At 72.0% G+C, this 12,875-nt stretch carries 12 protein-coding genes; 8 read left to right on the top strand and 4 right to left on the bottom strand.

Annotated elements, in window-relative coordinates; translation table 11 throughout:
* Positions 1-101: 101 nt before the first annotated feature.
* Together L3i22_RS16950 and L3i22_RS16945 are read right to left on the bottom strand one after the other, a co-directional pair.
* The gene (locus L3i22_RS16950) at positions 102-1,466 is read right to left on the bottom strand and encodes a class I adenylate-forming enzyme family protein (RefSeq protein ID WP_221327929.1); all 1,365 of its coding nucleotides are present in this window, start codon (positions 1,464-1,466) and stop codon (positions 102-104) included.
* A gap of 2 nt (positions 1,467-1,468) precedes the next feature.
* Entirely contained in the window at positions 1,469-2,986 is a 1,518-nt protein-coding gene (locus tag L3i22_RS16945; RefSeq protein WP_221327928.1) for an NAD(P)-binding domain-containing protein, read from the bottom strand.
* 63 nt (positions 2,987-3,049) lie between these two features.
* On the opposite strand from L3i22_RS16945, the gene L3i22_RS16940 reads away from it, so the two are divergent.
* From L3i22_RS16940 to L3i22_RS16930, 3 genes are all read left to right on the top strand, one after another.
* Complete coding sequence (locus L3i22_RS16940) at positions 3,050-4,546, top strand: aromatic amino acid ammonia-lyase (protein ID WP_255658310.1); 1,497 nt, start codon at positions 3,050-3,052, stop codon at positions 4,544-4,546.
* A 363-nt stretch (positions 4,547-4,909) separates the two neighbouring features.
* Positions 4,910-5,200, top strand: a complete 291-nt coding sequence (locus tag L3i22_RS16935; RefSeq protein WP_221327927.1) for a hypothetical protein — start codon at positions 4,910-4,912, stop codon at positions 5,198-5,200.
* A 90-nt stretch (positions 5,201-5,290) separates the two neighbouring features.
* A complete protein-coding gene (locus tag L3i22_RS16930) occupies positions 5,291-5,857 on the top strand; it encodes a dihydrofolate reductase family protein (protein ID WP_221327926.1) in 567 nt (188 codons plus the stop codon).
* On the opposite strand, the gene L3i22_RS16925 is transcribed toward L3i22_RS16930, so the two are convergent.
* Entirely contained in the window at positions 5,858-6,028 is a 171-nt protein-coding gene (locus tag L3i22_RS16925) for a hypothetical protein (protein WP_221327925.1), read from the bottom strand.
* Between the two features lie 105 nt (positions 6,029-6,133).
* Between L3i22_RS16925 and L3i22_RS16920 the strand changes: the two genes are divergently transcribed.
* Positions 6,134-7,153 (top strand): FAD-dependent monooxygenase, encoded by a 1,020-nt coding sequence (locus L3i22_RS16920; protein WP_221330000.1) that lies wholly within the window; start codon positions 6,134-6,136, stop codon positions 7,151-7,153.
* A 14-nt stretch (positions 7,154-7,167) separates the two neighbouring features.
* Here the strand turns inward: L3i22_RS16920 and L3i22_RS16915 are convergent, their stop codons facing one another.
* A complete protein-coding gene (locus tag L3i22_RS16915) occupies positions 7,168-7,662 on the bottom strand; it encodes a DinB family protein (RefSeq protein WP_221327924.1) in 495 nt (164 codons plus the stop codon).
* Between the two features lie 78 nt (positions 7,663-7,740).
* On the opposite strand from L3i22_RS16915, the gene L3i22_RS54350 reads away from it, so the two are divergent.
* Genes L3i22_RS54350 through L3i22_RS16895 form a run of 4 tightly spaced genes read left to right on the top strand, consistent with a single transcriptional unit; the run spans position 7,741 to position 12,795 of the window.
* Positions 7,741-9,288, top strand: coding sequence for an NAD(P)-binding domain-containing protein (locus L3i22_RS54350; RefSeq protein WP_221327923.1), 1,548 nt, complete (start codon positions 7,741-7,743; stop codon positions 9,286-9,288).
* A complete protein-coding gene (locus L3i22_RS16905; RefSeq protein WP_221327922.1) occupies positions 9,285-10,274 on the top strand; it encodes an alpha-hydroxy acid oxidase in 990 nt (329 codons plus the stop codon). The genes L3i22_RS54350 and L3i22_RS16905 overlap by 4 nt, the downstream gene beginning before the upstream one ends.
* Positions 10,271-11,530 carry a cytochrome P450 gene (locus tag L3i22_RS16900; RefSeq protein ID WP_221327921.1) on the top strand — a complete coding sequence of 420 codons (1,260 nt, stop codon included), beginning with the start codon at positions 10,271-10,273 and terminating at the stop codon, positions 11,528-11,530. The genes L3i22_RS16905 and L3i22_RS16900 overlap by 4 nt, the downstream gene beginning before the upstream one ends.
* Positions 11,527-12,795 carry a cation:proton antiporter gene (locus L3i22_RS16895; protein WP_221327920.1) on the top strand — a complete coding sequence of 423 codons (1,269 nt, stop codon included), beginning with the start codon at positions 11,527-11,529 and terminating at the stop codon, positions 12,793-12,795. The genes L3i22_RS16900 and L3i22_RS16895 overlap by 4 nt, the downstream gene beginning before the upstream one ends.
* Positions 12,796-12,875: the final 80 nt, after the last annotated feature.

Raw genomic sequence — 12,875 nt, 5'->3', positions numbered from 1 at the left:
GCCGGCTGGCATCGCACGCGAGCCGGCCGGCGGTGGAGCAGCCCCAGCGCCGGCCGGGCCTTGCGGCGCGGCAGCGCGGATTGCCGGGCTTGCGGCGCGGGCTAGCGCGGCAGCGCGGATTTGTCAGGCTTGCCGCTCGGGGCCAGCGGGACCTGATCGATGACGGTCACGGTTTTCGGGACCGATGAGGTGCCGAGGTGCGCGGCGACCAGGTCGCGCAGGGCGGCCGGGTCGGGGGTGCGGTTGGTGGCCGGGACGACGTACGCGTGGATCGCCTCTCCCGTCTCGTCGTCCGCACGCCCGACGACGTAGGCCTCGGCAACCGACGGATCGGTGGCGAGCACCCGTTCGATCGGCCCGGCGTAGACCAGCGTCGCCTGCACGATGATCACGTCGCGGGCCCGGCCGAGCAGCCGCAGGTAGCCGTCGGCGTCGAGCGCGGCCAGGTCCCGGGTCCGCACCCAGCCGTCGACGAAAACTTTCGCCGACTCGTCCGGGTCCTGCCAGTACGAGCCGGCCTGCGCCGGGGTCCGTACGTACAGCTCGCCGTCCTTGATCTTGATCCTCGTGACCGCCGGCGGCCGGCCGACCGTGTCCGGCCGCTCCCCCGGCAGCGCCATCGAGATCATGCCGGTCTCGGTCTGCCCGTAGCCGTGGAAGACCACCGGCCCGAGCACGTCGAGCGCCTCCCGCAACCGCCCCGGTTCCAGCGGCGAGCCGGACACCATCAGGGCCTTCAGGCTGCTCAGATCGGCCGGTTCGGCGCGCTGGGCGCGGACCAGTTGGTGCAACTTTCCGACGGTGATCACGCTCGCGGTGGCCCGGTGCCGGACGATCGCGGCCGGGAAGACGGGCGGGTGCGCGGCGACCAGGGTGCCGCCGGCGGCGAGCGTCAGGATGCCGTACTCCAGCATGACCTGGCTGTTCAGCGAGCCGAAGACCAGGTAGCGGTCGAGTCGTTCGGCGAGCGCGGCGACCACCGGCGGCCAGCGGTCCGGGTACGGGGCCCAGCCGGCGGACATCGCGGCGTACGTCTGGGCGCAGCCCTTGGGGTTGCCGGTGCTCCCACTGGTGTAGATGACGCGGGCCACGTCGTCCCCACGCCCGGCCGCCGACAGCGGCTGGTCGGCGAAGTCGGCCAGCGACCGCACCCCGTCGTCGTCGATCAGCACCGCGTCGTCCCGTTCCAGCAGGTACGACAGCTGCCCCGGGGCGAGCCCGGCCGGGAGTCCGGAGACCCGCGCCCCGACCGCGAAGGCGGCGATGGTCGCCGCGAAGGCGGGCGCGTTCACCCCGAGCCGCAACGCCACCCCGCGACCGGGGCCGATCCCGTGGTGCCGCAGCCCCGCCGCGATCCGCCGGACCAGGGTGGCCATCTCCGCGGCGGTGACCACCCGGTCACCGTCCTCGAAGACCGGCCGGTCACCGCCGTCGGCGAGCAGTTCGAGCACCGGATCGGGCCACATCGTCAGAGGACATCCTTGACGAAGCGGGCCAGCGGCTCCTGGTGCACCGCCGGGAGGTTCCAGTGGTTCTCCAGGTTCTCGGCGAGGTGGTGGGTCTTGTGCAGCACACCGTCGCGCAGGCAGCGGACCACCGGGTGCAGGTAGCTGGCCCGGTGCGCGGTGGCGGCGTCGTTCTCGGCGATCCGCGGCACCGTGATGTCGAACGGGTCGACCTGGTCGTGGCCGGGGCCGTATTCGAGGGTGACCACGAGCGCGAGCGGCTCCGGTCCGAGGTAGGCGACCGGCACCTCCTGGTGGTAGCGCGCCGCGCCGCCGGAGACCGTGACCACGTCGGCGAGCACGCCGAACTGCTGCCACAGCGCGGAGGACACGTTGATCCGGGCGATGATCGCGTCGGTGATCGCCTCCGGGGTGGCCTCCACCGGCGCCGACGGCCACGGGATGTCGTGGTGGCGGCTGCGCAGGATCCGGTGGAGGGCGCGGACGCCGTACCGGAAACCGTGGATGAACCCGTTCGTCGACTTCTTGAAGTCGCGCTGCTGGGAGAGCGTGCCGGCGAAGTAGAGCCCGGGCACGTTGACCGACTCGAAGGCCGGGGTCTGCGCCGGGAACCGGTCGTTGATCGCCAGTTCGGGCCGCGCCGACTCGTCGAAGATGGACGCGTCGAACCGGAAGCCGGTGGCCAGGATGACCCGGTCGTAGTCGATCTCGCGCAGCCGTTCGCTGGTCCGGGCGTAGCGGAAGACGATCCGGAAGCCGCCGTCGTCCCGGCGCACGATGCTTTCGACGGTGCCGTCCAGCACCGCGTTCTGCGATTTCAGCTGGTAGGTGTCGAGGAAGTTGTTGTTGACCGCCCGCAGGTGCCCGACGTAGTGCGTCTGCCAGGCCAGCCGGATCGCGTGCGGCCCGGCGACGTGGATCACCGCGGCGGACTCCACCAGGGCGTCCGCGGTCTCGAAGGCGGAGTTCCCCTTGCCGATGATCAGCACCCGCTGGTTCTCGAAGCCGGCCGGGTCGACGCTGACCGTGTCGTAGCGCTCGCACAGCTCGGCGCCCTCGATCGGCGGCACATAGAGCTGTGGGACACCGGTGGCGACGACGACCCGCCGCGCGGTGAAAGTCTCCACCGAGGTCTCGACGGTGAAGATTCCTTCCGCCCGGGACACCCGCTGGACTTTCCTGCCGTAGGAAACTTTCAAACCGTCGGCAAAGTCCTTCAGGTAGCGCACCAGGTCGTCGGCCGACGGAAAATACCTTCGGCTGTAGTTCTTGAACAGCAGCGCCGGGTCGTCGGTGAGCAGCGAGTTCCAGTCCGACCGCAGATTGAACTCCGGGTCCTCGGAACCGGTGAAGACCTTGTTGATCGAGATCAGCGTGCGGTGCCGCGGATAGCGGGTGAAGAAAGTTCCCGCCGCCGCACCCGCTTCCAGAACGACGTAGTCATGACCGTCGCGCTCCAGCAGCGCGGCGAGCTGCAAGCCGGCCGGCCCGGCGCCGATGATCAGGTAGTCGTGCGTCATAGGCCGCAAGCTACGGACGCGATTTCAGAGGGTTCTGAGAACTCCTCATTAGCGTCCCGAGCCATGACGATCGAGGTGGATCTGGCGGCCCCGCTGCGCATCGCGGACCTGCGCGCCGCCCGCGAGCCGATCACCGTGCGGATCACTCCGGAGGTGCGCGAGCGGCTGACGGCCGGGCGGGCCTTCCTGGCCGAGGTGCTCGGCGACGACCGGGCGGTCTACGGCGCGACCACCGGTTTCGGCGCGCTGGTCGGCTACCCGGGCCGCGCCGACCAGCGCGATCAGGCCGACAACACGCTCGCGCACCTGGGCGCCGGCCACGGCCCGGACCTCGATCCGGACCTGGCCCGGGCCACCCTGCTGGTCCGCGCGCACTCCCTGGCCCGCGGCGCCTCGGGCGTGTCGCCGCACGTCGTCGACGCGCTCGCGGACGCGCTGGGCACCACGTTCGCGCCGGCCATGCCCCGGCTCGGCTCGGTGGGCGCGAGCGGCGACCTGATTCCGCTGGGTGCCGCGGCGCAGGCACTGCGGGGCCGGGGACACGCCTATGTGTACGGCGATCGACTGCCCGCCGCGGAGGCGTTGCACAAGGCCGGCCTCACCCCGCTACCGCTGGACGGCCGGGACGCGCTCGCGCTGGTCAACGGCACGTCGCTGACCACCGCGGCGGCCGCGCTGGCCCTGGACCGGGTGCGCACGTCGCACCGGGTGATCCAGCTGCTCACCTGCGTGCTGGCGGACCTGCTCGGCTGTGATCCGCAGTTCCTCGACGCCGCGCTGCTGGACGCGTACGGCCACGCCGGCACGGTCGCGGTGGGCGACACGATGCGCGCGGTGCTCGCCGGGACGACGCCGTCCGGGCAGCGCCCGCTGCAGGAGCCGTACTCGATCCGCTGCACGCCACAGCTGCTCGGCGCGGCCGAGGACGCGCTGCGCTACGCCGACGGCGTCGTCGCGGCCGACCTGCGCGGGGTCAGCGACAACCCGTTGTTCTTTCCCGACGGTGACCGCGTCGTACACGGCGGAAATTTCTTCGGACAACCCGCCGCCTTCGCCGCGGACCTGCTCACCACGGTCCTCGCCCAGCTCGGCAACCTCGCCGAACGCCAGCTCGACCTGCTGGTCGACCCGGTCCGCAACGGCGGCCTCCCACCGATGCTCGCCGCCGGCCCGGGCCGCCAGCACGGCCTGCAGGGCGTCCAGCTGGCCTCGACCGCCCTGATCGCGGAGATCCGCCGCGACGCGATGCCGGCCAGCATCCAGAGCCTGCCGACAAACCTTCACAATCAAGACATCATCCCCTTGGGTACGCAGTCCGCCCTGCGCGCCCTGGACCAGTCCCGCCTGCTGTCCCTGATCACCGGCTCCCTGGCCCTCGGCCTGCGCCAGGCCCTGCACGTCGGCGCCCGCCCGCCGACCGCCCCGGAGTGCGCCCGCCTCCTGGACGCCCTCACCGAAGCCATCCCACCGATCGACCCGGACCGCCCGCTGGAGGACGACGTCCGCCGCGCCGCCGCAATCGTCGAGAGCCTCGCACCGGCGCCCCTGCGCACACTCTGACTTGGACGCATCATTGTCGGGGTGAAAGCCGATGACGCATGAGGTTCAGCAGCGCCGTCAGCGCGGTGCGGTCCTGGCTCGCCGGGAGACCGGCCGAGGCCGACCGCACGAGGAACGCACCGCCCGTGGCCGGCCCCAACCGGCGTCCTCGCCTTTCCGCCTCCTCCCCGGCCCGAACCTCCGCCTGGTTCACCCAGGTCAAGCGGAGACGGCACCGGATCGAGGCGGCTCGCGCCCGAGCGGACCAGGAACTCGCCGCCGAACGGGCGCGCCGCGGCCGACGAGCCCGCGCCGTCGCGGGCGCCGCTCTGATCGCCTCCTCGATCGCGCTCGCCGCCGGATCACGTCCACGACCACCAGAGCTTGACCATCACCGGCGAGCTGCAGCATCAGGACGGGCGGATCACCGCGTCGCTCACGATCCGGCCCAGGGCGCCGTTCCGGACTCAGGCCGGCAGCCGGACCTCGTTCCGGATGCCCGGGCTGCTCGGCTTCGAAGCCGTTCCGAAGTTCGACCCGCACGGATTGCTCATCGGTGTCGCCGCGGCCGTCGCGCCGGTCGGACTGCCGCTGATCCCCTGGAGTCATATGCGGGGCGGGCTGGCTGAGCGATACCGTCGACGCCGGCGCCGGAACCGGCGGCAAGCCGGCTGAGAATCGTTTCCGCGCGGCATGTTCAAACGCGGCGGCCGGCTCCGACTGACCGGTGAGCACGTTGCCGGCACGCTGTCTGAGGGAGCCATCATGCGGAAGATCGTCTACTGGGTGCACACGTCGGTCGACGGGTTTGTCGACGGGCCGAACGGGGAGTTCGACTGGCCGGTGATGGGGCCGGAGCTGTCGGCGTACTCGGAGGGGCTCAACCGCACGGTCGACACGCTGATCTACGGCCGGCCGGTCTGGGAGATGATGGTCGGCTTCTGGCCGGAGGCCGAGTCGGTCTCCCCCGATTCGCACGTCGCCAGTTTCGCGCCGTTCTGGCGGGCCACCCCGAAGATCGTGTTCTCCCGGACCTTCCCCGGTGACGACTGGACCAGCCGGGTCGTCCACGACAACCTGGCGACGGAAGTCACCGCCCTGAAGGCGCAGCCGGGCGGAGACATCCTGCTGACCGGTGGCGCCGGGCTGGCCGCCGCCCTGACCGAGCTGAACCTGATCGACGAGTTCCACATCGCCGTCCACCCGGTCGTCCTCGGCGGCGGCCGGCGCCTGTTCGGCGAGCCGAAGCAGCGGCTGAACCTGCGGGCCGCCCGGTCCCGGCTGGTCGACGGCCGGATCGTCGTCACCAGCTACACGCCGGCGCCGAGCTGATCACATCAGGGCGTTGGCGAGGAACAGCACGATCACCACGGCCAGGACCGCGCCGACGCCGGTCAGGGCGGACACGGTGCCGGCCAGCGCCGCCGACCGCATCCGGCGCACCAGCGGCGCGGCGCTGATCAGCGACCCGAGCAGCGACATCAGCAGGAGCGCGGCGCCCACCCCGAACAGCAGTTGCGCGGCCTCGTCGCCGGTGAAGCAGAAACTGACGGCGCCGTCGCAGGAGTGGTGCTCCCGACCGCCCCTGGCAGCATGTGACCCATGACTGTGGACAGAGTGATCGTCGCCGGGGGCGGGGTGGCCGGGGCCGCGACCGCGTTGGCGCTGCACCGGGCCGGGATCGCGGCCGAGGTGTTCGAGGCGCACGAGTCCGGCGGGGACGACGCGGGCGCGTTCCTGACCGTGATGGGCAACGGGATGGGCGCGCTCGCCGAGCTCGGTGCGGCCGAGGCGGTGGCGGCGGTGTCGTTCCCGGCACGGGCGGTGGCACTCTGGGACGCCCAGGGGCAGCACCTGGGGCGGCGGCCGATCGAGGGGGCGGCCCGGTCGATGACCCGGGCGGCGCTCTACCGGGCGTTGCAGGAGCTCGCGGTCGCGCGGGGCATCCCGGTGCGGCACGGCAAGCGGATGACCGGGGCCGCGATCACCGGGACAGGGGTCGAGGTGACGTTCGCCGACGGCAGCACGGTCGCCGGGGACGTCCTGGTCGGGGCGGACGGGATCCACTCGCGCACCCGGCGGCTGATCGATCCGGAAGCGCCCGAGCCCCGCTACTCCGGGCAGCACGTCGTCTACGGCTACGCCCCGGGGAATCCGGCCGGCGTCGACGAGGACGAGTACCACATGGTCCGCGGCAGCCGGGCGTTCTTCGGCTTCACCGTGCCGGCCGGGGAGGGCCGCACCTGGTGGTTCGCCCGGATCGGCCGTGAGCAGCGGACCGTCGACCGGCCGCGGGAAGAAACGTTGGCGATGTTCCGGGACGATCCGACGCCGGCCGCGGCGATCATCGCGGCGACCGCGGACGTGGTGGGCGGCGACTCCTACGACATCCCGACCACGCCGCGCTGGCACAACGACCGGATGGTGCTGGCCGGCGACTCCGCGCACGCCGCCACCCCGGCCGCCGCCCAGGGCGCGTCGATGGCCCTGGAGGACGCGGTCGCCCTCGCCGCGGCCCTGCGCGAGCACGCCGATCCCGCGACCGCCTTCGCCGCCTACGAGGCCGGTCGGCGCGCCCAGACCGAGGAGACGGTGGCCGCCAGCGCCCGCCTGATCCGCGGCCAGTGAGCCGGCCGGGCCGATCAGCGGCCGGTGACCCCGTCGATCAGCTCGCGCAGGATGTCGGCGTGACCGGCGTGCCGGACGGTCTCGCCGGTCATGTGCGCGAGCACCCACCGCAAGGTCCGCGGCTCGTCGTGCACCGGTTGCGCGGTGAGCGCCGCCGGGTCCGCCGCCGCCCGGATGTGCGCGTCGCTCTCCGCGATCGCCGTCCGGTAGTCGGCGAGGACCTGCTGCACGCTCCGGCCGGCGGGCACCGCCATGTCGAAGTCGACGTCGGCCCACCGCTTGTCACCGGCGAACGTGTACCCGAACCAGTACCGCTCGGCGTCGGTCAGGTGCTGCACCAGCCCCAGCAGCGTGGTGTCGGACACGACCAGGCGCCGCCGCAGCAGCGCCTCGTCCAGGCCGTCGGTCTTCTTCAGCACGCAGGACCGGGCGAAGGTCAGGAACGCCAGTGCCGTGTCCAGCTCGCCGCCGTCGTTGAGCGGCACCCGCTCGCGCTGCGTCTCAAGCATCCGCCGACCCTACGACAGATCCGGGGCGGACGGGATGCTCTGAAATTTCGCTGAGTTCTGCTTCGTAGCGTCGGCGGCATGCCGCTTGATTACGTGATCATCGGGGCCGGGCCGGCCGGTCTGCAGCTCGCCCGACTGCTGGAGGCCGACGGCAAGCGCGACTATCTGGTGCTGGAGGGAACCGGCGCGCCCGGGGCGTTCTTCGAACGGTTTCCCCGGCACCGGACCCTGATCTCGGTCAACAAGCCGCGCACCGGCACCGACGATCCGGAGCTGAATCTGCGGCTGGACTGGAACTCGCTGCTCAGCGACGATCCGGAGCTGCTGTTCACGAAGTACACCGACCGTTATTTCCCGTCGGCCGACGACTACGTGCGCTATCTCGCCGACTTCGGCAAGGGTCTGCGGATCGAGTACGACACCCGGGTCACGCGGATCAGCAGGGACGGCGACGGCTTCGCGATAACGGCCGGCGACAAGACGTACCGGGCCCGGAGAATTGTCGTGGCGACCGGCGTCTCGCAGGCCTACCGGCCGGACATCCCGGGTCTCGAGCTGGCCGAGAGTTATGCCGACATGTCCGTCGACCCGCGCGACTACCTGGACCAACGGGTGCTGATCATCGGCAAGGGGAACTCCGCGTTCGAGACCGCGGACAACCTGATGGAGACGACCACGGTCATTCACGTGGCCGGGCCGAGTTCGGTGCGGCTGGCCTGGCGCACGCATTACGTCGGCCATCTGCGCGCGGTCAACAACAATTTCCTGGACACGTACCAGCTGAAGTCGGCGAACGCGATCCTGGACGGGAGCATCAGGAGCATCGAGCGCGACGGCGACGGCTTCACCGTGACGTTCAGCTTCTCCCGGGTGCACGAGGTGGTCAAGGAACTGCGTTACGACCGGGTGCTGGCCTGCACCGGATTCCGTTTCGACGCGTCGATCTTCGACGATTCGTGCCGCCCCGAGCTGACCATCCGGGACCGTTTCCCGGCGCAGACCGCGTCGTGGGAATCGGTGAACGTGCCCGGCCTGTTCTTCGCCGGCACGATCTCCCAGGTGCGGGATTTCAAGAAATCCACCAGCGGTTTCATCCATGGCTTCCGCTACGCCGTGCGCGCGCTGCACAAAATCCTCGAGCTTTCGTACGGCGAAACCCCGTGGCCCGCCGGGAAACTCGACGTCACCCCGGCCGCCGTCACCGACGCGATCATCGCCCGGGTGAACCGGACCTCGGCGCTCTGGCAGCAGTTCGGTTTCCTGGCCGACGTGGTGACGGTCGGCGAGAGCGGCGCGCGGTACCACGACGAGGTGCCGGTGGACTGGTTCGCCGAGCACGGCCTGGCCACCGCGGACCACGCCTACCGGCACGCGTTCGTGGTCACCCTGGAGTACGGCCCGGAGCACGACCAGGTCGACCCGTTCGACGTCACGGTCACCCGGGTGATGCAGGACGTGCCCGGCCAGGCACACGACGCGGCCTACCTGCACCCGGTGGTCCGCCACTTCCGCGACGGCGCCCTGGCCGGCACCCACCACGTGGCCGAGAACCTGGAGAACCGGTGGGACCGCCCGGACGCGCACGTGGCCCCGCTGACAACATTCGTCGCCCGCAGCCTGTCATGAACCCGGTGCACGCCGACTACTTCGCCGGTGGGGCCGGCGAGGAGCGGACGCTGCGGGCCAACCTGGCGGCCTTCGACCGGTTGCGGATCGTGCCCCGGGTGCTGCGCGCCACCGGCGACCGGGATCTGCGCACCACCCTGTTCGGCGCCGAGCTGGCCACCCCGATCCTGGTCGCGCCGACCGCGTTCCACCTGTTGGCCCACCCGGGCGGGGAGGCCGCGACCGCGCAGGGGGCGGGCGCGGCCGGAACCGTGCTGGTGGTCAGCATGGCGGCGACCCAGCCGGTCGAGCGGATCGCCGAGGCCGGTGGCCCACTGTGGTTCCAGCTCTATCCGCAGCCGGACCTGGCGTTCACCGCGGCGCTGATCGGGCGGGCCGAGCGGGCCGGCTGCCGGGCCCTGGTGGTGACCGTGGACTCCCCGGTGTTCGGGCGTCGCGAGCGGGACCGGCGCCACGGCTTCACCGACCTGCCGGCCGGGCTGGCCTGCGAGAACATGCGCGACGACACCGGCCGGGTGCGGAGCATCGAGATGGACGCGACGCTCGGCTGGGATCGGATCGGCTGGCTGCGTGGGGTGACCGGGCTGCCGATCGTGCTCAAGGGGGTGCTGCATCCGGCCGACGCGCGGCTGGCGGTGGAGCACGGGGTGGACGCCCTGATCGTGTCGAATCACGGCGGGCGGCAGCTGGACGGGGCGGTCGCCACGATCGACGCGCTGCCGGCCGTGGTGGCCGCCGTCGGCGGACGAGTTCCGGTGCTGGTCGACGGCGGGATCCGGCGCGGGACGGACGTGCTGATCGCGCTGGCCCGGGGCGCCGACGCGGTGCTGCTCGGCCGGCCGGTGCTGGACGCGCTCGCCGCCGGCGGGGCGGACGGCGTACGCGATGAACTGCGCAGGCTGACGGCGGACCTGGACCACGCGATGGCGCTGGCCGGAGCGAAGCGACCGGCCGAGTTGAGCCCGGACCTGGTGGTGGCCGGATGACCGCGGTGGTCCGGCTCCGCGAGTGGATCTTCCGGCGGGTGAACGGGGCGGAGGGCATCCCGGTGCCGGGGCCGCTGGTCGGCGCGGAGCACTTCGAGCGGGTCTACAGCGATCCGGCGGCGGACGGGCGCAGCCGCGGCGCCGGGCTCTCCGACCTGTTCTGGTACTGGCTGGCGCCTGGCCCGCAGATGCACCAGGAGCACCTGGAGCCGGGTGATCGCTATCAGACAGTCGCGCGGACCACCCGGAAGGTGCTCGCGGTGCCGCACGCCCGCTCCGACGAGTTGGCGACCGCCGCCACCCGGCGCGCCCTGGACGAGTTGCCGACGAAGAAAACCTCCTTCGTCCGGCTCCGCGACCTGATGATGCCGGTCTGGGCGGAAGTTTTCTTCGAGCTGGTCTTCGAAGAAAAGTGCCCGCCGGAGGCGAAGGAACTCATCGTCGCCAACGCCGACGACGTCGTCACCGCGTTGAAGGGACTGAGCCTGCGGCACATGCGCCGCCGGGACCGCCTGACCCGGTACCTGCTCGCCCGCCTCGCGGACGACACCTGCCCGGTGGTGCTGCCGCCACCGTTCACCGCCCGGGAGACGGCCTGGTACCTGCAGGGCGCGTTCTTCAACACCGCCGTCGTGCAGATGTCCGAGGCGATGGCCCACATCCTGCTGTGCGCGGCCCAGTCCGGCGCCGGCGACCTCGCCGACGACGCCCTCGACCGGCTGATCGACGAGACCCTGCGGGTGCACCCGCTGTTCGGCATCGCGCACCGGATCACCTCGGCGCCGATCCCGGTCGGCGACGTCACGCTGCCCACCGGCTCGGTGCTGCTCTTCAACTACCTGGCGTTCCAGCGCACCGGCCCGGCCGCCGACGACACCTTCGACCCTGATCGGTGGCGGACATTGCCGAAAAAGGATGCCAACTTCATCCCGTACGGGATAACCGCGAACCGGGCCTGCCCGGCCCGCGGCGCCGCCCCGGTGATGCTGCGCGCCGCCACCCGTGCGGTGCTGCGCCGGTTCACCCTCGCGTCCTCGGTCACGCACACCCGCTCGCTGCCCAGCCGTGGTCCGGCCTACCTCACCCCGATCGGCCAGGCCGGGCCGGGCACCGGCCGGCTGGTCGCGCTGCGCCGGGCCGACCGGATCGCCGACGCCGGCCGCTCCGTCAAGCAGCTGGTGCTGGGCACGTGGATGGTGCTCGACGCCCGCCGCCAGAAGCTCTGCACCACCTATTTCGAGGAGGCCTGCCCGTGACCCCCACCGAGCTCGCGCCGCGGTTCTTCATCGCGGTCGCGGTCATCCTGCTGTTCTGCCGGCTCGCCTCCTGGCTGCTCGGCAAGGCCGGGCAGCCACCGGTGGTGAGCGAGATGCTGGCCGGGGTGCTGCTCGGCCCGTCGCTGCTCGGGCTGTTGTTCCCGCAGGTCCAGGCGTGGCTGTTCCCGGCGCCGCTGCTGCCCGTCCTCTACGTGGTCGGCCAGGTCGGCCTGGTGCTGTTCATGTTCCAGGCCGGGTACGCCTTCAAGGCGCACCGGGTCACCCGGCTGGCCGGCACCGCGGGCGCGGTCTCGCTCGCCGGGATCACCGTCCCGCTGCTGCTCGGCGTGCTGCTGGTGCTGGTCACCGCGGACGCCGTGCCGATCCGCCCGGCCGGCGTGGCGATCGGGGTGTCGGCCGCGTTCGTCGGCGTGGCGCTGGCCATCACCGCGTTCCCGATGCTGGCCCGGATCATCACCGAGCGCGGGCACGCCGGCACCCGGCACGGCTCGCTCGCCCTGGCCAGCGGCGCGATCGACGACCTGGTCGCGTGGATCATGCTGGCCGTGGTGCTGGCGTTCGCGTCCGGCGAGGCCGGGCCGGCGGTCGTCACGGCCGGCGGCGCGGTGCTGTTCTTCCTGGCCCTCTGGCTGGGTGGCGGCCGGGTGTCCGGCGCGCTGATGCGCAGCGGGCGGCTGGACGGCCGGACCCGGCTGCTCGGCACGGTCGCGCTGCTGTTCCTGGTCGCCTGGTACACCGACGAGATCGGGCTGTACGCGGTGTTCGGGGCGTTCGCGGTCGGCGTGGTGATGCCCCGCGCCGAGCGCACCGATCAGGTGATCGAGACGCTCACCCCGGTCGCCTCGGCGGTGTTCCTGCCGCTGTTCTTCACGTTCTCCGGGCTGCGGACCGAGTTCGGGCTGCTCGGCGACGTGCGGGTGCTGATGTTCGCGGGGGCGTGCGTGGCGCTGGCGATCGTCGGTAAGTTCGGGGCGTGCTGGGCCGCGGCCCGGCTGCGCGGCGAGCCGGGCGGGGTGGCGCTGCGGGTCGGGATCCTGATGAACGCGCGCGGGCTGATGCAGCTGATCGCGCTGAACGTGGGTCTCGAGGCGGGCATCGTGAACTCCTCGCTGTTCACCGTGCTGGTGCTGGTCGCGCTGGTCACGACGTTGATGACGACGCCGCTGCTGACGCTGGTGGAGCGGCTGGAGGCGCGGCGCGCGCCCGCGCCGAGCGGCGAGCCCGAGCCGGTGCCGGTGGGCTGAGGACCATGCTCACGACGTACCTTAAGAAAGATCTTGTCTTTTTCTCCCGGAACGTCCATTCATATGAGATCTTCGATGTC

The sequence above is a fragment of the Actinoplanes sp. L3-i22 genome (assembly GCF_019704555.1).
GTDB lineage: Bacteria > Actinomycetota > Actinomycetes > Mycobacteriales > Micromonosporaceae > Actinoplanes.
Note: the sequence above shows the minus strand (reverse complement) of the source record. Positions and strands in the feature narration are given on the sequence as shown.

What these genes read in the sequence shown, in the direction of transcription:
- L3i22_RS54350 (WP_221327923.1), top strand. Translation starts at nt 7,741, where the DNA reads ATGCCGCTTGATTACGTGATCATCGGGGCCGGGCCGGCCGGTCTGCAG.
- L3i22_RS16930 (WP_221327926.1), top strand. Translation starts at nt 5,291, where the DNA reads ATGCGGAAGATCGTCTACTGGGTGCACACGTCGGTCGACGGGTTTGTC.
- L3i22_RS16950 (WP_221327929.1), bottom strand. Translation starts at nt 1,466, where the DNA reads ATGTGGCCCGATCCGGTGCTCGAACTGCTCGCCGACGGCGGTGACCGG.
- L3i22_RS16945 (WP_221327928.1), bottom strand. Translation starts at nt 2,986, where the DNA reads ATGACGCACGACTACCTGATCATCGGCGCCGGGCCGGCCGGCTTGCAG.
- L3i22_RS16900 (WP_221327921.1), top strand. Translation starts at nt 10,271, where the DNA reads ATGACCGCGGTGGTCCGGCTCCGCGAGTGGATCTTCCGGCGGGTGAAC.
- L3i22_RS16915 (WP_221327924.1), bottom strand. Translation starts at nt 7,662, where the DNA reads ATGCTTGAGACGCAGCGCGAGCGGGTGCCGCTCAACGACGGCGGCGAG.
- L3i22_RS16940 (WP_255658310.1), top strand. Translation starts at nt 3,050, where the DNA reads ATGACGATCGAGGTGGATCTGGCGGCCCCGCTGCGCATCGCGGACCTG.
- L3i22_RS16905 (WP_221327922.1), top strand. Translation starts at nt 9,285, where the DNA reads ATGAACCCGGTGCACGCCGACTACTTCGCCGGTGGGGCCGGCGAGGAG.